Genomic DNA, 22283 nt, shown 5'->3' with positions numbered 1-22283 from the left:
TTGTAGCGCAAAAATACGTAAACTACTTGTAGCACTGCCACAAACCACAGTGCGCATACCTAATTATACAATTCGTGCTTAAAGCCAACCAAATTATTCATTTATGGATTTACGCCTTTTTAATTGCGGGCATGCCGCTGGTTTGCTTTGCGCAAAACCAAAGCCTGAAGTTTGAGCATATCGGAACCAGGGACGGGCTATCGCAGATTGATGTAAGCTGTATTATACAGGATAGCCGTGGGTTTATGTGGATTGGCACCGGGAATGGCCTTAACCGTTACGATGGGTATAAATTCATCACCTATCGGTTCGATCTGGCTAACATCAGTTCGTTAAGCAATAATGTAATCAGTGACTTGGCCGAAGATAAATCCGGAAATATATGGATAGCCACCAAAGGTGGATTGAATAAGTTCGACAGGGCTTCCGGCCGCTTTATCAGGTACCTGCATAATGACCATGCCCCGGCAAGTTTAGCTACAGATGTGGTTAACCGGCTAAGCTTTGATGGCGCCGGCAATTTGTGGGTAGCAACCCAAAACGGTGGTCTTGATTACCTCGATGTACATTCAAATAAGTTCAGGCATTACACACATTCCAACGTGGATAGTAATAGCCTGAGCAATAACAAGGTATATACGGTTTTTACCGACTCACACCATAACCTGTGGGTGGGAACGGCCGGCGGGTTAAACCTTTACCGGCCGGCAAGTAATAATTTTTCGAGATTTAAATATTCAGATGCCGATGCAGGCACGTCGGGCGGTCATATCTTCTGCATCTATGAAGATAGAACCGGCAACCTGTACCTGGGCACTATATCCGAAGGGGTTTTTGTATTTAACCCCGCAAAACATACCTTCAGGCATATAAAAAATAAAGATAGCCTTGGCAATACCACTTCGGTAAACACGGTCAATAGCCTGGGCCAGGATGATAATGGTAATATTTGGATAGGGGCCGAGCATGGAGGGCTCAGTTTGCTGGATGCTTCCGGTAATCTTTATAATTACCAGCATGATGATATTGACAATAACAGTATAAAAGGTATCTCCATTAATGCCATCTATAAAGACAAAACCGGCAATATGTGGCTGGGCGCTTTTGGTGGCGGAATAAATCTTTATAAAAAGGCAACTTCGAGTTTTGCCCTTTACCAGCACAATTCTTCACCATCAAGCCTCTCGAGCAATTTTGTGCTTGATTTGTTCGAAGATCGCGATAAAAATATATGGGTAGGTACGGATGGTGGTGGTCTTGGCCTGTTCAACAGATCAACCGGGGCCTTCAGGCATTATAAACAGCCGCCCGCCGGCAAAAACGGTATTACAGGCAATTATGTGCTAACTACAACCCAACATCCTGATGGAAACCTTTGGATTGGCACCTGGGGCGATGGGTTCAGCGTATTTAACCCTAAAACGGGCATATTCAAAAATTTTAAAGTAACCCCCGCTAAACCGGATGGGCCAGGCGGAAATAACATTTACGCCATATTGCATACCAAAGATCAAAACACATGGCTGGGGACATTTAATGACGGACTCGACTTTTATGATCGTAAAACCGGGAAGTTTAAACATTTCAGGTACGATGCGCATAACCCGCAAAGCATCAGCAGTAACCGCATTTATGATTTATGCGAAGACCGTAACGGCAACTTATGGATTGGCACATATGATAACGGGCTTGATCTGTTAGATAATAAAACCGGCATTTTTACCCATTTCAGGCACCATGATGACCAAAACAGCCTGAGCAGTAATACGGTTACGGATATTTTTTTAGATAGCAAAGGTAAATTATGGCTTTGCACTATCAGCGGCCTTAATTTGTTTGACCCGGTTACCAGGCATTTTACGGTTTTTACCAAAAAAGATGGCCTGGCCAGCGATATTATTTATGCGATAAAAGAGGATGGCGCCGGTAGTTTTTGGGTAAGTACCAATAACGGCATATCGATGTACAACCCGGTTGCCCGGTTGTTTAAAAATTACACTACCGAAGATGGCTTGCAGGGCGATGACTTTAAACCGCATTCGGCTTTAAGGACAAACAGTGGCGAGATTTTTTTCGGGGGTATCAACGGCTTTAATGCTTTTTACCCGGCACGGATAGCCCGGCCGGCACCATTTTCGCCGGTGCTTGTAACGTCATTTCTTATTTTTAATAAGCCGATAAACACCGTAATAGGTGCCGATGATCCAAACGCGCTGAAGCAGGATATAGCTGATACGAGGAGTATTACCCTATCTTACAGACAATCTGATATCTCGATGGAATATGCTGCCCTCGACTTTGCCTCTGCCGACAGGAAAAAATACGCTTTTATCCTGCAGAATTATGATACCCAGTGGAGTGAAGTTGGGAGCAGGAACACGGCATCCTACACCAACCTGCCTGCCGGCGAATACTATTTTAAAATAAAGTACCAGAATAGCGCCGGGCAATGGTCGCCGGTGACAACTGCCCTTAAAATTATCATCGTACCTCCATTTTGGTTAACATGGTGGTTCAAATTACTGGCAGTTATATTTTGGGCCTCCGCCATTTACGGGCTTTTCAGGTACCGGGTAAGGTCTATAAAACTGCGGCAGTTGGTATTGGAGCGGCAGGTACAGGAACGTACCGAACTGCTTGCCAAAATGACTATTGATGAACATAAAGCACGCATGGAGGCCGAGCACGCCAACGCGGCTAAAAGCCTTTTTATGGCTACCATGAGCCATGAGATACGTACGCCGATGAACGGTGTAGTGGGCATGGCCATGCTTTTATCGGGTACGCAACTTACCCCTGAGCAGGAAGAGTATACCGAGACCATTAAAAATTGCGGCGATGCGTTGTTATCCGTAATTAACGATATTCTTGATTTTTCGAAGATAGAATCGGGGAAAATGGAGCTGGATGAAAATGATTTTGACCTGAGGAACTGTATTGAAGGTACTTTGGATGTATTTGCAGGCGGGGCATTTAAACCCAACCTGGAGTTGCTTTACCACATTGCCCCCCATGTTCCGGCTGTTGTTTTTGGCGATGAGCTGCGGCTGAGGCAGGTGCTGCTTAACCTGGTGAGCAATGCTGTTAAGTTTACAGTTCGGGGCGAGATTGTTATTAATGTTAGTATGGTGCCCGGCCACAACCAGGATTTTACTTTATCGTTTAGCGTCCGCGATACCGGGATAGGGATTCCGGCCGAAAAATTAGACAAACTTTTTCAGGCTTTTTCGCAGGTTGACTCGGGCACAACCCGCAAATATGGCGGGAGCGGGCTGGGGTTGACCATTAGTAAACGGCTTATAGGATTGATGGGCGGCGACATTAAAGTTGAAAGCGAATTTGGGGTAGGTACTACCTTTTGTTTCCATATTCAATCAAGAAGAGGGCATAAAAGTGGAACCGCCGGTCATTTGGAAAACCACGCGGGCTTAAAAGAAAAACATATATTGATTGTAGATGATAATGACACAAGTCGCCGGGTATTGCAGGCGCAGCTTGAGCAGTGGGAGTTTACAGCAACAGCGGCAGGGTCGGGGAAGGAGGCCCTTGAAATATTGGCTGTGAATGATAAGATTGACCTGGTATTAGCCGATTTTAATATGCCCGAAATGGATGGCTTCCAGATGGCAAGGCTTATACACGCCAATTATCCGGGAGTGCGCTTGATTTTGCTTGGGCCTGCAAGCCACGAGCAGTACAAAAAAGAACCCCATCTTTTTAATGCTGTGGTAGCCAAGCCGGTTAAATACCATGTGCTTTATGAAGCAATTATTAGCCAGTTAAAAAAGGTTGATGTGGCCCACGAACCCCATGTACGTGGAAACCTGTTCACTGTAGAGTTTGCCCGGCAGTATCCGATAGATATTCTGATAGCAGAAGATAACCTGATTAATCAAAAACTGGCCGTACGCATACTTACAAAAATGGGCTATGCACCTGATGTAGCACCGAATGGACTGGCAGTTTTAGATTCGCTTGCCCGCAAAAACTATGGGCTGATTTTTATGGATGTTCAGATGCCGGAGATGGATGGGCTGGAGGCCACCAGGCGAATCAGGCTGGAAAACGTCCATCAGCCTGTTATTGTGGCAATGACGGCCAATGCCATGCCCGAAGACCGGAGTGCCTGCCTTGTTGCCGGCATGGATGATTACCTGGGCAAACCTATAAATCTGGACGAGATACTTTCGGCTATAGAAAGGTGGTGGAAACAAACACAGGTTTATTAAATCCTGTTTCGGCTGACTGAAGTGAATCAATTACCAAAACGGATGATTAAAGAGCTTTACGCTGCCGAATACCTTAAATACGTATCGTTTAAATTTTGTTTACTAAAAGGTTTTGAGACAAACGATTTGACGAATGGATAGTTCTTCGATCTTGAAAAATCCCTGGGATCAATGGATGATGACACAATATACACATCAACTGTTTTGTTAAAAAGGGGAATTAACTCCTTAAAGTGTTTCAGGAATTCCCACCCGTTAAAATCGGGCATATGAAGATCTAAAAATATCAAATCAGGAAGCTTATCATTAAACCTACAGTTTTCCCTTAGCGATTCAATTTGTAACCGGGCATCCGAACTATGTGAAACATCCTGAAAGAGCTTACCGGAGTCAATCATCCGCTGTAAAATAAGGTGTTCAATCGGGTTATCGTCAATTATCAAAAGCCGGCACATAATCTTTGCGTTTATTGTAGCTTCGATACAATTTTAATGCCAATGACTTTGTTTCCCGGTCATTGATTGGTCATTGTCGTTGCGCTTGTCATTGGTTAATGTTGCTTTTCGAAAAATAGTTTGAAATAATTAAAACAATAAAGCGTCTGGCCGATTTCTCACAACTCACAACTCACAACTCACAACTCACAACTCACAACTCACAACTCACAACTCACAACTCACAACTCACAACTCACAACTCACAACTCACAACTCACAACTCACCTTTCCACTTTAAATATTATTGTTGTAATTTCGGCGTTTCAGCATATTATATACGGCAGTGCTTAGCATCCTCAAAAAAGAAATAACATCATACCTCAGTTCGTTGGTGGCTTACGTTACCATTGGCGTTTTTTTACTGGTTTTGGGTTTGTTCCTTTGGGTGTTCCCCGATTCCAGCATATTGGATTACGGTTATGCCGGCCTCGACAGCCTGTTTAGTACCGCGCCTTACCTGTTCATGTTCCTGATACCGGCCATCACCATGCGCTCGCTGGCCGAGGAACGTAAAGAAGGTACTTTTGAGCTGCTTTTTACCCGGCCTTTAAAAGACTGGGAAATTGTGCTGGGCAAATACTTTGCCTGTCTGTTCATCGTACTTTTTGCCTTGCTGCCTACGCTGGTTTATTATTATTCGGTAAGTGTGCTGGGTACGCCGCAAGGTAATATCGATACCGGCGCGGTTATCGGCTCGTACATCGGTTTGTTTTTATTGGGGGCGGCATTCGCGGCTATTGGCCTGTTTGCATCATCCCTCACCAAAAACCAGATTATCGCTTTTACCATCGCGGTTTTCCTTTGTTTCTTTTTTTACAGCGGGTTTGATTCCCTGAGCCAGATGCTTTCCCTGCAGGGCCTGGGCCTGCAAAGCCTGGGCATTACGCAGCATTACCAATCGGTAAGCCGCGGTGTGCTGGATACGCGCGATTTGGTTTACTTTTTATTGGTGGCCAGCGCTTTTATATGGCTTACCTTATTTATACTGATAAAGCAGCGGCAAAAACAGCTAAATACTACGGTTATGATTGGCTTGTTGTCGGCTTTTGTATTGATTGGCATTGTTGCCCAATTTGCCTTTACCCGGTTTGATTTTACTACCGAAAAACGCTTTACCATATCACCCATCAGCAGGCAAATTATGGATAAGTTGCCCAAACCGGTTAACGTTACGGTGTATCTGCAAGGCAGCGGCTTCCCGAGCGACCTAAGGCGATTGCAAAGCGCTACAAAAGATATGCTTAATGATTTAAAATCATATAGCCACGGCAATTTGCAGTTTGAATTTGTTGATCTGTTAGCATCGTTAAAAAAGCTGACGCCCGATATGCAAAAGCAAACCTATGAAGACTTTGAATCGAAAGGGATTTTGGGCCAGCAAAAAAGCTGGAAAACAGATGATGGCGTATCGCAAAAATTGATCTTCCCCGAAGCGCTGGTAAAAGCCGGCGATAAGGAGATTGCTGTTAACCTGATCCAAACCCGGATGGGCTTGTCAGATGACGAGCAGATAAACAACTCCATCCAGAATTTAGAGTATGCCTTTACATCGGCCATAAAAAAAGCGGTAAGCGGCGGCAAACCGCAGATTGGTTTTACCGAAGGCCATCATGAGCTTACCGATGTGCAGTTGAACGATGCCATGAAATCGCTGTCGGATGGTTTCGAAGTGGGCAGGTTAAACCTGGCTACTATTCCGTTTAAAGCTTTGCAAAACATTAAACTATTGGTTATCCCAAAACCCGACCAGAAGTTTACCGAACTGGAAAAGTTTAAGCTGGACCAGTATATTATGCGCGGCGGCAAAGTGCTGTGGACCATTGACCAGGTAAGCGCCGAACTGGATAGCCTGCGCGGCCACGGCGGCGAACAAATGTCGTTCCCCAAACAACTTAACCTGGATGACCAGCTGTTCCGTTACGGGGTGCGTATCAATTATGATTTGATTGCCGATATGAGCTGCTCGCCGATACCAATAGCCACCGGCGATGTTGGAGGGCAAGCGCAAATCCAGATGCTGCCCTGGTTGTACTACCCATTGTTTATGCCTTATTCCAAACATCCGATAGTAAAAAACCTGGATGCCATACACAGCGAATTTGCCAGCACTATTGATTTGCTGGATACCAAAAACGTAAAAAAAACTATCCTGCTGGCATCATCGCCCTATAATAAAAAGATAAGCGCGCCCCATATCCTGTCGTTACAGGCATTGGAGCAGGAGCCAAACCCCAAGGATTTTCAGGGTACGCCAAAAACGGTAGCCGTATTGCTGGAAGGCAGGTTTACATCCGACTGGCGCAACCGCCCGCTGCCCGATAGCCTGGGTGAGGCAGTAACCATTATGCCCGAAAGCGTGCCCACCAAAATGGTAGTTATAAGTGATGGCGACATTTTAAAAAATCAGATAGGGCGCGATGGGTCGCCGTACCCGCTGGGATATGACCATTATACCCAACAAAGTTACGGTAACAAAAACCTGTTGCTTAACATTGCCGATTATATGACGGACGATTCGGGCCTTATTGCCCTGCGTACCAAAGAGATCAAGATCCGCTTGCTTAACCGCGCCCGCATCCGCAACGAAAAATTGTACTGGCAACTGGTAAATACGGTTGGCCCACTTGCTTTAGTGTTAATATGTGCTATTTTTCAACATTATATCCGCAAGCGGAAGTATGCCCATTAAATTTTATATTTTTGATAGATTAATTAGACCCATATGAGATTTATTGTTTCTACCACAACATTACTCAAACAACTGCAGGCAGTAAGCGGTGCTTTAAGCAACAGCACTGTTTTGCCTATACTGGAAAACTTTTTGTTCGAGATAAAGGAAGGAAACTTAACCATTTCGGCAACCGACCTGCAAACCAGCATGACCACTTCCTTAACTGTTGAAGCTAAGGAAAACGGCCGTATAGCCATACCATCGCGTATTTTGTTAGAGACCTTAAAGTCGTTGCCAGAGCAACCTGTTGCATTTTCGGTTGATGACCAAACCTTTGCTATTGAAATAAACGCCGGTGATGGTAAATACAAACTGAGCGGCGAAAATGGCGAAGATTTTCCGAAGATCCCCGTTGTTGAAAACGCATCGTCAGTAAACCTGCCTGCATCTGTTTTGGCCGAGGCTATTAACAAAACCATTTTCGCGGTAAGTAACGACGAGTTGCGCCCCGCCATGACGGGCGTTTACTGTCAGTTAAGCACGCAGCACCTTACCTTTGTAGCTACCGATGCCCACAAGCTGGTACGTTACCGCCGTAAGGATGCCAAAGCAGCAAGCACTACCGCGTTTATATTGCCTAAAAAAGCTTTAACGCTGCTAAAATCGGCATTACCAAACGATGATGTAAACGTATCTGTAGAGTATAACTCAACCAGCGCGTTCTTTAAATTTAACCACATTAACCTTGTTTGTAGGTTGATAGATGAGCGTTATCCCGATTACGAGGCGGTTATCCCGCAAAACAATCCTAATAAATTAACTATCGACAGGCTTACCTTCCTGGGCTCGTTAAACCGTGTGGCTATTTATGCCAACAAAACAACCCACCAGGTAAGGCTTAAAATAAATGGCAGCGAACTGAACATATCGTCAGAAGATATTGACTTTGCAAACGAGGCCCACGAGCGTTTAAGCTGCCAGTATGAGGGCGATGATATGGAAATTGGCTTTAACGCACGTTTTTTAATAGAAATGTTGAAGAATTTAAGTTGCGAAGAAGTATCTTTGGAGATGTCGACCCCTAACCGTGCCGGCTTATTGCTGCCACAGGGTGGGGATGAAAATGAAGATGTGCTGATGCTGGTTATGCCGGTGATGCTCAATAGCTATGCTTAAGTGTAAACTTAAATTATAAATCCAAAAACAGAGTCCGGCTTTAAAAACCGGACTTTTTTGTTCGACCCGGATAACAAAAATGAGGGGAAGCAGTTATTAGTGATGTATTTATATTATGAGTGTTGAACTGTTTAAAATGATCCTTAAAACATCTTATTTTAGAAACACACATTTGTGTATCCCATCAGAATTGCGGAATAGCGCGGTAGCCCTGAATGCGGGAGACGCATATTTGCGTCTCTACGAAGGCTTACCCATCCACGGTAATTCACCACTCACCACTCACTACTCACCATTCACCACTTTTAACCTCATATGAATACCAGGATAAAGGTTTTGTTTTTTATTGCAGCAGCCGGCGCCTGCTGGGCATCCTGTAAAAAGAGCGATGATGCGCCTGCTGTAGCCTCGACAGCTACATCGGTTGTTGGCGTTATAAATTTATCAAACAGCAATGTTAATTTTTATATAAATGGTACCCGCTTTAATAACACCAGCACCTATTATCCTGGTGGTACGCTGGGGTACTTAAATGTTATTGCCGGTACTCAAAATTATTCGTTTAAGGTTGATAAAATTTCGGCGCCGTTTTACAATAAACCGTTTCAGGCAGATACCGGCAAGGGTTATACAATTTATGTTGCAAACACAAACAGCGACGATGTATTTAGCAGCCAGGACAGTTGGGTACCCGACACAGGCACAAATTTAACCAAGTACGCGCAAATAAGGTATGTAAACGCTTCGCCAGGTGCCGGTAACATGAATTTTGTTTTAAGAGGAATAACTGATACCCCGAAAATGAGTAACGTTCCTTATAAAACCACAACAGCTTTTACGCGGATTACAACGGGTGTGCACTACATAGGAATTTACCGCGCGGCCTATCCAACTATTCCTAAAGTAGATACGGTGACGATATCTGCAGGAAATATATATACCTTTTATGGTTACGGTACAGCGGTACCTGCGGGCAACCTGGGCATCCTTACCGGCTTATTTAACAATGGCGCCGAATAATACAATGAATAATAAACATAAAAACGGCTTACTGCTGTCATTACTTACCGGCGCTGCGCCATTGGTGTTGTTGCTGTGCTTTATAGCATCGTGCGGTAAATCAACAAATATAACAGGCACTAACACGAAGTTGCAGATCATCAATTTAAGCCCGGACGTACAGCCTTTAAACCTGTATCAAAACTCGGTTAAGCAAAGTACAACCACATATACCTATCCAACCAGTTCGGGTTATTTTATACTGGCGACAATTACGCCGCCCTTGCAATTCCGCACGGCCACCGCGGCGGCAGTAAATATCCCTTTTGAGATAGATACCGTTTTAAGGAGTAATGCCAAGTACACCATTTTTTTAACCGGCTACCTAAAAGATGGTACTATAAAAAATTCCATATTATCGTTGGATACCGCTACTTTGCCGCCAATAGGCCGGGCTAAGGTAAGGTTTGCACACACCTCGCCATCATCGCCGGCTTTAGATTTAAGGGCTAATGATACGCTGGTAACCAGTACGGCGGGTGTTACATTTAACACGCTTACTCCTTATGTAAACCTGCCAACAGGCAATTATAACTTTACTATAAACGTACACACCACCCCCACAAAAACAGAATACAAGCTAAGCAACGTTAGCCTGCTGGATGGGCGGGCATACACCATTTATACCCAGGGCATAGTGGGCCGTGCAGACTCGGTTGCTTTTGGCGCGGCGGTTTTAACCAATAATTTGTTGGAAAAAACTACGCAGTAGGGGGAGGGTGATTATCGCGATTAACCATTGGCAAAGCCGGAAGAGTTATGTTGATTGTAGGGTTGTAAAACAAACACCTGGCTGACTCAGCCAAGTGCGTATTATATTTTGCTATTCAAGCTCATCGTCCGTGAGCCAGTTATTTAAGTCATCCACTGGATTAGGCAACCTTCCTTCCAGCCACTCTTTAAGATCATCAGGAGTAAACGTAATGTCTTTTGATTCAATTACCCATGAAAGAAAGTCATTTGGACCGCCATTCATATAAGGTGGGGGTGAAACAGGATAAAATACGGTAGGTAATCTTTGTTCCAAAGAGAGGTAGTTAACTACGTGTCCGATCTCTTGTACTCCATGCCATGCGAGTGGATGTTCGATGTCAAGACTAAATTTGATCCACCATAAGCCATTTTCAAATGTTCCACTACCTATACCTGGCTGTATTGGTGGTATTTTGAGTAAAAACTCCTTTAAACCAGAAAACTTTTTTTCTTCCATAATGTGGCTATTTTATATCTGTTGCTAAGATAAGTGATCGCCTTTTTAAAATAAGCATCCTTGCACACTAACCAGAAACTGCATACCGATACATACCCGCAAAAGTTTAAAAGCGATTACATCCACCTTTTCTTTTTATATTCCTATTTTTGGGCAAAATTTAAAAAAGTGGAAATAATAAAAAGTATCATCGATTTTATATTGCATATTGATAAGCACCTGGTGCAAATAACCAGCGCCTACCAGGGTTGGACATACCTGATCCTGTTTGCCATCATTTTTGCTGAAACCGGTTTTGTTGTTACCCCTTTTTTACCCGGCGATTCGCTGCTGTTTGCTGCAGGCGCACTTATAGCCGGCGGTAATTCGGGCCTTGATATTTACCTGCTGGCTATTATACTGTTAATTGCAGCATTTGCCGGTAATACTGTAAATTACCTGCTGGGCAGTTACCTTGGCCCCAAAGTATTTAAAGAAGAAAATAAGATCCTGAAGCTGGATTACTACCTTAAAACCAAAGCCTTTTTTGATAAACACGGTGGTAAAGCCGTAATTTTCAGCCGCTTTTTGCCTATCATCCGTACCATTGCCCCATTTGTAGCGGGTGTAGGCCGTATGCCATTTTTACGCTATAGTTTGTATAATATTGTTGGCGGCGCGTCATGGGTGCTTAGCTTTTTACTGATCGGCTTCTTTTTTGGCAATATCCCGGTGGTAAAGGAAAACTTTACCATTGTGGTAATGGTAATTATACTGATATCTGTAGTGCCGCCCATTTATGCGGCTATTAAAGCTAAAACGGCTAAGAAGACTGTTGAATAATGCAATCTACCATCCTGTAAGATTCTGAAACAAGTTCAGAACGGCATTTTCCTGGCGAAATACTAACAAAATCATGTGGAATTTATTTCGGCACCCCATAGGCTAAGTGTGCATTATGCCGAGGCGCGTACCCGGTGGAGTCCTGAAATAAGAAAAACTTCTGTTTTATCTTAACCATGTCATTGCGGTACGAAGCGATCGCAAGAATGCAAAGCGGATTTGCACAGTTCGCGATTGCCAGGCGTCTTATAATGACTTGTTTATAAGTTACTGATTATCAAGTATGTTTTTTATTCAATCTATGTCATTGCGAGGAACGAAGCAATCGCGAACTATGCAGGGTGGACTTGCACAGTTCGCGATTGCCACGCTATCGCTCGCAATGACATGGTTGTTGTGAGTATCTAAAGCCAACATGTCATCCCCATTTTTTTTCAGGTTTACTTGATGGGCACCTCGCAATGACATGGCTGTTGTGAGCATCTAAAGCCAACATGTCATCCCTATTTTTTTTCAGGTTCATCCTGATGGATACCCGCAATGACATAGCTAAAGCAATGGCTACCAATGTTACTTTAAATCGTCATTGTGAGGCAAAAACAAAATACGCTTACTGCGCTACCACAACGTTCAACTCCCGCTTCACTTCCTCAACCGGTACCTCCCGCTTTTCTTCTTTCACAAAATCGTCAGTCCTTACCACGGGGCCATTGGCTGCAAGTTCGCTGCCTTCCACTTTCGATTTAAATATCGGCCATAGTAATTGGGCATACCATTGGTCGCCTTCGTAGTGCGAAATACCGTATGCTTTTGGGTACTGGCGCGAAATTAAGGCGGTACCAAATATGATATCCCACAAAAAGAACATATTGCCAAAGTTGCCTTTGTAATAACCTACGCCATCATCGGTTGTAGCCGCGTGGTGGGCGTGGTGAGTGGCCGGGGTCGAGATCACCCTTTCCAGTACCCAGGCTATGGGGTGCAGCACCTTGTATTTATAAAATGGTTTATCCCATGGTATGCTGGAGTGGGCCAACGTGGTAATGGTGCCTTTTATCGCTTTTACTATTACAGCCGGTACGCCCAGGCCCAGGTATACCAATGCGGTTGTTAAATAGGTTTGCGAAAAAAACAGGGTATAAATGGCGTTTTGCCTGCTGGCCATGGCCATGCCCATGTACGATGCCGAGTGGTGCGTACGGTGAAACCTCCATAACCAGGGTATTTCATGGTGCAGGCGGTGGTACCAGTATTGGGTAAGATCGTCGGCTACGGCTATGATGATAAAGCCCCAGAAAAAGGGCACCCAACTAAAGGTTTCTTTAAGCCCCGGCAATGCCGATGGTAAAAATTTAAGCCCGAAATAAGCTACTGCGGGCCTGATGATGAGCCTTGGCAGGGTAAAGCAGGCAATATCAACCCAGCGTTCGTTTTTTGGCCATTTCTTTTTATACAGGCCAAATGAAAATTCCAGTACGCCTATAAAGAATACTAAAAAAGGGAAACCATAAGTATCTAAATGGTTATAGATGTTTTTAAGAAAATTAATCGTTGCTTCCATTGCCGTCGGTATTTTTAGTGTTTATTGATTTTGTTTGTTGTGTTTTTTCGGGCTGTTTTTTAGTCCATGGCCTTTGGCCTGTTATGGCAAACGTGATAAACATGGCTGCGATGGGCAGTATGTAAATAAATAGGCTCAGGACAGCATTCTTAGCTATCCGTTGCCGGGTGGCTTGTTCCATTTTCATGTTTTATGGTGTTTTAGTTGGTTTAACATTGCTTGATTTTTCGGCAGGCGGGCCGCTCAGCAATTGCCGGGTAAGGTACAGGCCGCCAAAAATGATTACAAAAGGTACCAGGGTGACAATGATGCCAACCAGTATCTTTTTTCCTAAAATTGTTACATCTGATAGTGTCATATTTTGTTTTTTTAGTGTTTAGTTTTTACTTCGTCTAAAGAGCCTCACCTAAATCCTCTCCAAAGGAGAGGACTTTAAAAATCATGCTGATTAGAACCCTCTCCCTTGGAGAGGGCAGGGTGAGGCTATTAATTATACCCCGGGTTTTGTGTCAACTGACTGTTCAGCAGTATCTCTGCCTGTGGTATGGGGTAAAGGTTGAACCTGGCACTTACACCGGTTTTTGCAGGCACTTTGTGTAAAGCATCAACCAGCGCCGTACCGCCCTGCCTTACCAGGTCAAACCAGCGGTGGCCTTCCTGCATGAGTTCTTTGCGCCGTTCAAGGAAAATCGAATCGCGAAAAGCAGTTTGACTTAACCCAATTGTAAGGCCGGCCACATTTGCCCGGGTACGTACTTTATTAATAGCTGTGTAAGCGTCATTTGTAGGTCCGTTTAATTCATTTACTACTTCGGCATACATCAGCAACACATCGGCATAACGTAAAATCGGGTAGTTTACCCCGCTTTGCGATTGTGTGGTTAGCGGCGACAGACTGTAATCAACAAACTTGTTAAAATATGGCGTATAGGCATTTTTAAATACTACATACTTGCCCGTGGCCGCGTTGTAAACCGAATCATAAAAAGTTACCGCGCGGCGCGTATCTGTTTTGGCAAACAGTTTTGATACGCTGCTATCGGCAGGAATATCAATAGGGAATGTACCGGTGTTGAACGATGTAAAGCTCTGGCTTAAGTTTTGGGCGCTGTTGGCTTCGCCCAGGTTGGTTTCAAACTGAACAGAAAAAATATGTTCAGCACCGTTTTTGGTTGCTTTTTGAAAAACATCCCTGTAGTTGTTAAACAAGGCATAACCGTAGCCGCCGTTAATTACGGTGTTCAATTCTGTTAAAGCCTTAGTGTACTCTTTGCGGGTTAAATAAACTTTGGCCAGCAAGGTATGTGCTGCCCCGCCGGTTGCACGGCCCAGGTCAGTCCCGCTGAATGATTTGGGCAGGCTGGTAGCATCCTTCAGGTCGCTGATGATCTGGGTATATACATCTTCGGCAGGGCTGCGTTTTACAAAAAGCTGGCTTAAATCAAGGCTGGCCGGATTATGCAAAACCAGTGGCACATCGCCCCAAAGCCTTACGGCGTTAAAGTATAACAGGCCACGTATAAATTTAGATTCCCTTACCAGCCGGGCACGTAATGCTGTATCTATCTGCACATTGGGTATGTTATCAATGGCAATATTAGCGCGGTTGATGCCGTAATAAATTTGCTGCCACACCTTTTGCACCCGGCTGTTTGATGCAATGTAGGTGGCGGTGCCTAATGCCCGTACATCGGGGTTGGTATTACTTGGGCTAAATACCTGGTTGTCGCTGGCGTTTTCAACCAGCAGGTTAAGCTGGCGGCCATAAAGCGGGAAATCGCCTGCCGGATCGCTGTTCAGCGTGCCGTAAATAGCGTTTACGGCCGATGTGGCATCTGATGCTGTTTTAAAAAATTGTGAAGTTACAATTACCGATGTAGGGTTTTCATTTAGTTTATTGCATGATAACAGCGCTGTTGCCAGCGATGCTGATAGGAGGAGGATATATGTGGATAATTTTTTCATGTTGATGTATATTAAAAAGTAACCGATAAGCCCGCCAGGAAGGTGCGTACCGATGGATAGGTACCGTAATCAATTCCCTGCTTGGTGTTGTCGTTATCATAAAAGCTTACTTCGGGATCAAGCCCTTTATATTTGGTTATGGTAGCCAGGTTTTGTGCCGATACATAAACGCGCAGGTTTTTGGCATGAATTTTTGAAAGCGCCGGGCTGGTAAAGCTGTAGCCCAGCGAAGCGTTTTTAAGTTTCAGATACGATCCGTTTTCGATATACCTATCGGTAACCTGTGGTACCGGCGAGTTGGTAGCGCGGGCTACGGTGCCGCTGGTGTTATCAGCCGTCCACCGGTTTAACAATGCCGCCGAAGCGTTATTGCTTAGCGTAGGCCGCTCCAGCGTTTGCTGCAGCAGGTTAAATACCTTGCTGCCATAGGAGCCCTGGAAAAATACCGACAAATCAAAATGGCCGTAAGTAAATGTATTGGTAATGCTACCGGTAAACTTAGGCTGCGAGCTGCCAAGGCTATGCTTATCTGCAGTGGTAATTACACCATCATGATTGGTATCTACATATTTGGTATCGCCGGCTTTTTGCGGTACACCGGCCAAAACGGGCGTGCCGTTGGTTAGGTCAGCGGCAGTAAGCAGCCCGTTGGTGTTATATCCCCAAAAAGTACCTACCGGCAAACCTACCTGTACAATTACCGGCGATAGCTGGCCGGTGGCTGCCAATGGGAAAAAGCTTTGAATGCCCTGGCCAAGGTTTAATACCTTGTTACGGTTAAGGGCAAATACAATGTTGGTTTTCCAGCTAAAAGTTTCGCCTTTAATGTTATCGGTATTTAATGCCAGCTCGATGCCTTTATTTGATACACTGCCCACGTTTTCGAGCGCGCTGGCGTAACCGGTATAAAGCGGCAGCGGCACGTACAACAGCAGGTCGCGTGTTTTTTTGTAATAAGCATCAAACACCAGGTTTACCCGGTTATCAAACAGGCCAATATCAAGGCCGACATCATATTGGGTTGTGGTTTCCCATTTCAGGTTGGGGTTGGCCAGCTGTACCGGCGATACACCGGTTACCAGCTTGCTGCCAAAATAATAGTTGGTGGGCGATAGGGCGGCAAGCGAACTGTAAGGCGGCACTTCGGAGTTGCCGGTTTGCCCCGCGCTTAACCGTAGCTTTAAATTGCTGATAGTGTTGCTGAGCGGTTTAAAAAAATCCTCGCGGCTGGTATTCCATGAAAGTCCCGCCGACGGGAAATAGCCCCATTTGTTGTTGACGCCCAGTTTTGACGAACCATCGGCACGGCCGGATAAGGTAACGTTGTATTTATGCAGGTAAGAATAATTTATCCGGGCCAGGTAGGAGTTTAAGGTTGACTGATGTGCCGATGACGAAGGCAGGTTTGCTATGCCGGCATATGACAGGTTATCGAACGAAGTAAGATCATTGGGGAATTTTTGTGCCGATGCTACAGATGCATTGTCGTGGTTATACTGTGTAGTGTACCCTGCCAGTACATTTAAAAAATGTGTTTTGTTAAAGGCATGGTCGTAAGTAAGCGTGTTTTCATTAAGCCAGCTTAACGTATGCCCCGAACCTATAGAGGCGTAGCCCACAGCGGCATAGCCGGTTGAACCGCCCGCAGGCGAGCCTGTGTACGATGGCGCGTAATAATGCTGTTCGGCGTTAAGTATATCAACACCTGCGGTTACTTTTAAGGTAAGGTCGGTTAATAGTTTGTATTCGCCGGCAACATTGCCCAGTATGCGGGTAAGTGTAGTGGTGTTTGTGGTAGCGGCTATATCCTGCAAGGGGTTGGTAGCCGACGCGTTATAGGGGTTGGAGGTATTGTAACTGCCATCGGGATTTTTAATAGGCGCAACGGGCGATGTCAGGATCAGGCTGGCAAAAGCGTTGCTGAAATTGTTGCTGTTGTATGAACTGCCCGCCAGCTTGTTTTCGGTAGACTGGCTGCCGAATATGTTGGTAGATACTTTGAACTTTTCGGATACATTCCTTTCGTAATTGGCCCGGGCCGAATATCTTTTGAAACCGGTGTTTAAAATAGTGCCCTTTTGATTAAAGTAATTGCCCGAAATAAGGTAACGCGATTTTTCATCGCCGCCCGAGATGGATAGTTCGTCATTAAGTACCGGCGCGCTGCGCAGGGCCGAACTTTGCCAATCGGACCCGGCGCCAAATGCGGCTATCTGCGCATCCGTAAATGTTTTGGCTACGCCATCGCTGATGTTGATATCATTTACCAGCGAGGCCCACTGCCCGGCATTCATCAGGTTGAGTTTTTTGGCAACCCGCTGCGTACCGTAATAGGTATTGAAGCTTACGTTGTTTGTGCCTTTTTTACCCCGTTTGGTGGTAATGATGATGACTCCATTTGCCCCATGCGACCCATAGATAGCGGTAGCCGAAGCATCTTTTAATACCTCGATAGATTCGATATCATTGGGGTTGATGGTTGAGAGCGCGTTTACGCTGGTACCTATGGAACCGATGTTGGCATTATCGTTATTGTTGTACACAATAAAACCATCTATAACATACAAAGGCGCATTGCCAAACGAAATGGAATTGCCCCCGCGTACCCTGATGGTAGCGCTGCTGCCCGGTTGCCCCGAGTTTTGGGTTACTGCCACACCGGATACGGCGCCCTGCAGTAAATTATCAAAACCCGCCGCGGGCTGGTTCAATATGTTTTTAGGGACGGATGCGATGGAGCCGGTGATATCGCTCTTTTTTTGGGTGCCGTAGCCTACTACCACTACATCGTTCAGCTGGTTTAAGCTTTCAGAAAGGAAAATTGTAATCGGGCTGCCGTTGGCTACTACCTCTTTGGTTTTGTAACCAATAAAAGTAATAACCAATGTATACGGGAACTTTTGGCCGGTAACAAACGAGAAGCTGCCGTTTTGAGCCGCGGCCACGGCATGTGTTGTGCCCAATATTTTGATAACCGCGCCCGCTATGGGCTGCTTGGTTGCCGAGTCGATCACTTTACCCTCCAGGCGTGAATTAATGGTCGGGGGCGGTTCGGTTTGCGCCCGCAATAAAGCCGGAAAGGTTAGGAGAAGCAGGAGTACAAAGAACTTAAAGGATATACTTTTTGCATGGATATATATTTCCATATATTTAACTGTTTTATGTTAATGACGTTAGTTGTTAGTAAAGCGAGGAGGATAAGGGCCGGTGGTGATTGGCGTTACAGCCGGCTTTTTATCCTGGTGACCGGCAAGGCTTCCTTGCCGGTTTTTTTGTATATTAGTTGGGCTATCTGTTCATTTTAATTGCAGTTTTTTTGAATAAAACCGGATTTATCTTATACTTTTTTGGAGTATCCGGTAATTCTTAATAATCAATAGAAGTATTAACTGGGAGAGGGCGCCTGTTAGCAACAACAGGTACAACACATTCGCACAGCACCGGCAGGTGCATGTAGTGCGGGTAAAGAATGGAGATGTAAAAGAGTCTTCATCGTGGTTGTTTAACAGCGCAAATATATAAATTATTTTCAATTACTATAAAGTCTATGGTTTTTATAGTAATTTATTGAATTTTTATGAATTTGATAATTTTGCACCCATTAGTCACCAATTTTAAAGTCAAAATTCAAAACTCGCCATCCATTACTCAAAACTCACTACTCAAAACTCATCACTCACAACTCATTATTGTCCGGGTAAAATCTAAAAGTGTTATAAATCTTTAAAATCAGCCTGGAAACAACGTTTTTGTAAGGCATTTGAAAAGTAAGCCCCCTTTTTTTCTATTTTTCTATTTAATTCGGCTGTCCGGAGAAAAACAGGTCATTTACGCATATTTTGTTCATTTAGACCGTTTATAGCTTCAATATTCATGAAAATAAATTTTCAGATAGCAAATATCGCAGCCATTTACAATTCGGCTGTCCGGCTAAAATTCATCAAAAACTTTTACCGGACAACAGTGACTCACAACTCATCACTCGCAACTCCCCACTCCCCATTTGCTACATTACCACTAAAATGCTAATTTCCACCCATGCATCAACCTGAAGATAATCCCTGGAAAATAACCTCCCAAAAATCAGTTTACGACAACCCCTGGATCAACCTTACCGAGTACCAGGTAATTAACCCATCGGGTAACCCGGGCATCTACGGCAAAGTTCATTTCAAGAACCTGGCTATAGGCGTTTTTCCCCTGGATGATGATCTGAATACCTATTTGGTTGGTCAGTACCGCTTCCCCCTTAACCAATACAGCTGGGAAATGCCAGAAGGGGGAGGCCCCGAGGAAACCGATCCCCTGGAATCGGCCAAGCGGGAATTGCTGGAAGAAACCGGACTTAAAGCCAGCAGGTGGACAGAGTTAATGCGCCTGCATTTGAGTAACTCTGTTAGTGATGAGCTTAGTATTATATACTTAGCCCGCAACCTTACCCAGCACGAAGCCGAACCGGAGGATACCGAGCAGCTCATCATCAAAAAAATTCCCTTTGCCCACATTTATCAAATGGTTTGCGACGGCCAGATTACCGATGCCATGACGGTTGCTGCGGTGCTTAAAGTGCAATTATTGCTTTCAGAAAACCTTTTGTAACCTTACACGTTTGCAAAAAATGCCTAAATTTGGCAGTCGATGAAAAAGTTTTTAGGCTATTTTCTTACCCCCCTGGCAACGGGAGTGTTTTTATTGGTACTGATTATATTTCAGCCTATTCAATGGGTATGTTTTCGTTTTTTTGGTTATTCGGCACACAAAAAAGCGGTAGATATCCTCAACCTGTTTTTATTGCGGTCGGTTTATTTACTGGGTAACACGGTAACTTTTGTTAACAAGCAAAACCTGCCTGTTGGCCGCCCTATTATATTTTTAGCCAATCACCAGGGCTTGCTGGATATACCGCCAATGATCTGGTACCTGCGTAAATACCACGCCAAGTTTATCTCCAAAATCGAGCTTACCAAAAATATACCCTCCATATCCTATAACCTGAGGCACGGTGGCGGCGCCAATATCGACCGTAAAGACCAGCGTCAATCCATCACAGAAATTATGAAGCTGGCTGTGCGGATGAAGGAAAATAAATGGTCGGCCGTGATATTTCCCGAAGGTACACGCTCTACCGATGGAACAATAAAAACCTTCCAGGCAGGAGGTATAGCAACTATACTTAAAAAATGTCCCGAGGCGTTATTGGTGCCTGTTGCCATTAAGGATTCATGGAAGATGATCCGCTATGGTCAATACCCCCTGAATACATTTACGCCCATGAAGTGGGAAGTACTTACCCCCATTGAACCAGCCGGACGCGCCACAGAAGAAGTGGTATTGGAAGCCGAGAACCAGATCAGGGCCGCGCTATCCTGATTTCGGAAGTCGGAATTTCGATTTCGGATTTTTCTTAACCTTTTTTCTGAACTCGGATTAAGCAGATTTATCAGATTCTTTTGATTTTGATTGTTGTCTCGTATTATCTCTTTTCCATTCCTGTTAATTCTTTAATCCGATGAATCCTGCTTCAGACATCATCTGCACATCTGAAATTTGCATATCTGCACATCAATTGTGTTGATATTCAGCCAAATGTTAACAAATAAATCACACCATCTTTACGTTTATATGAAACGTTATCGCTTATTTTTATAGACCTATAAAATGGGTCGGTTAAAATTTACTAAAAACAATTTTTATGACCTGGAGAAAATTTAGCGGAGAGGTGATCCAAACACCCATCATGGAGGAGGTTGAAAAGGCGATTGAACGCGAAGCCGCCCTCGGCAACAAGCTCAAAGTATGTATCGGAACAGATTCGCAGGTAAAAGGCAGCGTAACTGATTTTGCTACAGTTATCGTGTTTCTGCGCGAGAAACGTGGCGCGTTTATGTTTATCCACCAGGAACGTACATCGCAAAAAATGACAATTAAAGAAAGGATGCTGAGCGAAGTGCAGAAATCGATAGACATCGCCTACAAACTTTGCGACCTGCTTGACCTGTATGATGTGGAACTGGAAGTACATGCCGACATTAACACCAACCCGATGTTTAAGTCGAACGCGGCGCTGCATGAGGCTATGGGCTACATCTTAAGCATGGGCTTTGTATTTAAAGCTAAACCCGAAGCTTTTGCAAGCTCGTACTGTGCCAATAAAATAGTACAGTAAAAGCGTTGAAGTAAACGGCGGGGTATTTATATTTGGTCTTTTAATTACAGACCGAACAGACTATGTCGCCACTAATTGAGATTAACGATCCGGCCCTTGCCGGCCCGAACACTATACTTATCGACGCCCGCGCCGGTAAAGATACCCATGACCGCTACCTTGCCGGCCATCTTAAAAACGCTGCGTACGTTGATCTGGATCACGATTTGGCAGCCCACGTTACCGATGCCGCACAAGGCGGAAGGCACCCCTTACCCGCCATTGAAGATTTTGCCGCCCTTTTGGGCCGTTTAGGAATTACACCCGATAGCCACGTAGTAGTTTATGACGATAAAGCTGCAGCCTTTGGTGGTGCCCGCTTCTGGTGGATGCTGAAAGCCATTGGCCACGCCAATGTACAGGTATTGAACGGAGGATTACAGGCCGCCAAAGACGCGGGTGTTGAACTGAGTACTGAGGAGTATACACCAACGGCTGTAGCGCCTTATCCCGTACCTGCCGGGTATGCCGGTATTGTAACAATTGACGAAGTTGGTACGGCCGCCCATGATCCTAAACGTATTGTAATTGACGTACGCGAAACCCCACGCTATTTAGGCCAAACAGAACCTTTGGATTTGATTGCAGGCCATATCCCCGGCGCATTTAACCTGCCTTATGTTACCAACCTGGGTGCCGATGGTAAATACCTTAATGCAGATACCCTGCGTAAGGTTTATGATGATGCTATTGGTAATGTTGCACATAAGGATATCATAGTTCACTGCGGATCGGGGGTTACGGCTTGCCATACTTTGCTGGGGATGGAGTATGTCGGGATAAGCGGGGCGCAGTTGTATGTGGGATCGTGGAGCGAATGGTCGAGGCGGGATTTGCCGGTTGGGACTACGGAGCGATAGCGTGAAACATTAAATCCTTACCTTATGC

At 44.8% G+C, this 22283-nt stretch carries 17 protein-coding genes; 10 read left to right on the top strand and 7 right to left on the bottom strand.

All coding sequences use genetic code 11. The features are described from left to right. Positions 1 to 74 precede the first annotated feature (74 nt). Positions 75 to 4229 carry a hybrid sensor histidine kinase/response regulator gene (locus AC1DXF_RS18680; RefSeq protein WP_477450219.1) on the top strand — a complete coding sequence of 1385 codons (4155 nt, stop codon included), beginning with the start codon at positions 75 to 77 and terminating at the stop codon, positions 4227 to 4229. A 56-nt stretch (positions 4230 to 4285) separates the two neighbouring features. Here the strand turns inward: AC1DXF_RS18680 and AC1DXF_RS18675 are convergent, their stop codons facing one another. Then, on the bottom strand, positions 4286 to 4684 hold the full coding sequence (locus AC1DXF_RS18675) for a response regulator (RefSeq protein WP_477450218.1): 399 nt from the start codon (positions 4682 to 4684) through the stop codon (positions 4286 to 4288). Positions 4685 to 5009: 325 nt separating this feature from the next. Between AC1DXF_RS18675 and gldG the strand changes: the two genes are divergently transcribed. From gldG to AC1DXF_RS18655, 4 genes are all read left to right on the top strand, one after another. Continuing rightward, complete coding sequence (gene gldG / locus AC1DXF_RS18670; protein WP_477450217.1) at positions 5010 to 7415, top strand: gliding motility-associated ABC transporter substrate-binding protein GldG; 2406 nt, start codon at positions 5010 to 5012, stop codon at positions 7413 to 7415. A gap of 33 nt (positions 7416 to 7448) precedes the next feature. Continuing rightward, positions 7449 to 8573, top strand: a complete 1125-nt coding sequence (gene dnaN, locus AC1DXF_RS18665; protein WP_147056306.1) for a DNA polymerase III subunit beta — start codon at positions 7449 to 7451, stop codon at positions 8571 to 8573. Between the two features lie 315 nt (positions 8574 to 8888). Beyond that, positions 8889 to 9593, top strand: a complete 705-nt coding sequence (locus tag AC1DXF_RS18660; protein ID WP_477450216.1) for a DUF4397 domain-containing protein — start codon at positions 8889 to 8891, stop codon at positions 9591 to 9593. Between the two features lie 4 nt (positions 9594 to 9597). Continuing rightward, positions 9598 to 10344 (top strand): DUF4397 domain-containing protein, encoded by a 747-nt coding sequence (locus AC1DXF_RS18655; protein ID WP_477450215.1) that lies wholly within the window; start codon positions 9598 to 9600, stop codon positions 10342 to 10344. 111 nt (positions 10345 to 10455) lie between these two features. Here AC1DXF_RS18655 and AC1DXF_RS18650 read toward each other — a convergent pair whose 3' ends face one another. Next, on the bottom strand, positions 10456 to 10842 hold the full coding sequence (locus tag AC1DXF_RS18650) for a hypothetical protein (protein WP_477450214.1): 387 nt from the start codon (positions 10840 to 10842) through the stop codon (positions 10456 to 10458). 168 nt (positions 10843 to 11010) lie between these two features. On the opposite strand from AC1DXF_RS18650, the gene AC1DXF_RS18645 reads away from it, so the two are divergent. Then, positions 11011 to 11664: a DedA family protein gene (locus tag AC1DXF_RS18645; protein ID WP_477450213.1), complete on the top strand. Its 654-nt coding sequence runs from the start codon at positions 11011 to 11013 to the stop codon at positions 11662 to 11664. A gap of 610 nt (positions 11665 to 12274) precedes the next feature. Here AC1DXF_RS18645 and AC1DXF_RS18640 read toward each other — a convergent pair. From AC1DXF_RS18640 to AC1DXF_RS18620, 5 genes are all read right to left on the bottom strand, one after another. Next, the gene (locus AC1DXF_RS18640; protein WP_477450212.1) at positions 12275 to 13225 is read right to left on the bottom strand and encodes a sterol desaturase family protein; all 951 of its coding nucleotides are present in this window, start codon (positions 13223 to 13225) and stop codon (positions 12275 to 12277) included. After that, a complete protein-coding gene (locus tag AC1DXF_RS18635) occupies positions 13209 to 13412 on the bottom strand; it encodes a hypothetical protein (protein WP_477450211.1) in 204 nt (67 codons plus the stop codon). The genes AC1DXF_RS18640 and AC1DXF_RS18635 overlap by 17 nt, the downstream gene beginning before the upstream one ends. A 3-nt stretch (positions 13413 to 13415) precedes the next feature. After that, on the bottom strand, positions 13416 to 13583 hold the full coding sequence (locus AC1DXF_RS18630) for a hypothetical protein (protein ID WP_477450210.1): 168 nt from the start codon (positions 13581 to 13583) through the stop codon (positions 13416 to 13418). A gap of 128 nt (positions 13584 to 13711) precedes the next feature. After that, entirely contained in the window at positions 13712 to 15190 is a 1479-nt protein-coding gene (locus AC1DXF_RS18625; RefSeq protein ID WP_477450209.1) for a RagB/SusD family nutrient uptake outer membrane protein, read from the bottom strand. An 11-nt stretch (positions 15191 to 15201) separates the two neighbouring features. Beyond that, positions 15202 to 18336 (bottom strand): SusC/RagA family TonB-linked outer membrane protein, encoded by a 3135-nt coding sequence (locus AC1DXF_RS18620; RefSeq protein WP_477450208.1) that lies wholly within the window; start codon positions 18334 to 18336, stop codon positions 15202 to 15204. Between the two features lie 892 nt (positions 18337 to 19228). Here AC1DXF_RS18620 and AC1DXF_RS18615 point away from each other — a divergent pair. From AC1DXF_RS18615 to AC1DXF_RS18600, 4 genes are all read left to right on the top strand, one after another. After that, entirely contained in the window at positions 19229 to 19789 is a 561-nt protein-coding gene (locus AC1DXF_RS18615; RefSeq protein ID WP_477450207.1) for an NUDIX domain-containing protein, read from the top strand. Positions 19790 to 19828: 39 nt separating this feature from the next. Next, positions 19829 to 20560 (top strand): lysophospholipid acyltransferase family protein, encoded by a 732-nt coding sequence (locus tag AC1DXF_RS18610; protein WP_477450206.1) that lies wholly within the window; start codon positions 19829 to 19831, stop codon positions 20558 to 20560. A gap of 322 nt (positions 20561 to 20882) precedes the next feature. Continuing rightward, positions 20883 to 21356, top strand: a complete 474-nt coding sequence (locus AC1DXF_RS18605) for a ribonuclease H-like YkuK family protein (protein WP_090652302.1) — start codon at positions 20883 to 20885, stop codon at positions 21354 to 21356. A gap of 62 nt (positions 21357 to 21418) precedes the next feature. Beyond that, complete coding sequence (locus AC1DXF_RS18600) at positions 21419 to 22255, top strand: sulfurtransferase (protein WP_477450205.1); 837 nt, start codon at positions 21419 to 21421, stop codon at positions 22253 to 22255. The last annotated feature ends 28 nt before the right edge of the window (positions 22256 to 22283 follow it).

Source organism: Mucilaginibacter sp. P2_A5, assembly GCF_056404995.1.
Note: the sequence above shows the minus strand (reverse complement) of the source record. Positions and strands in the feature narration are given on the sequence as shown.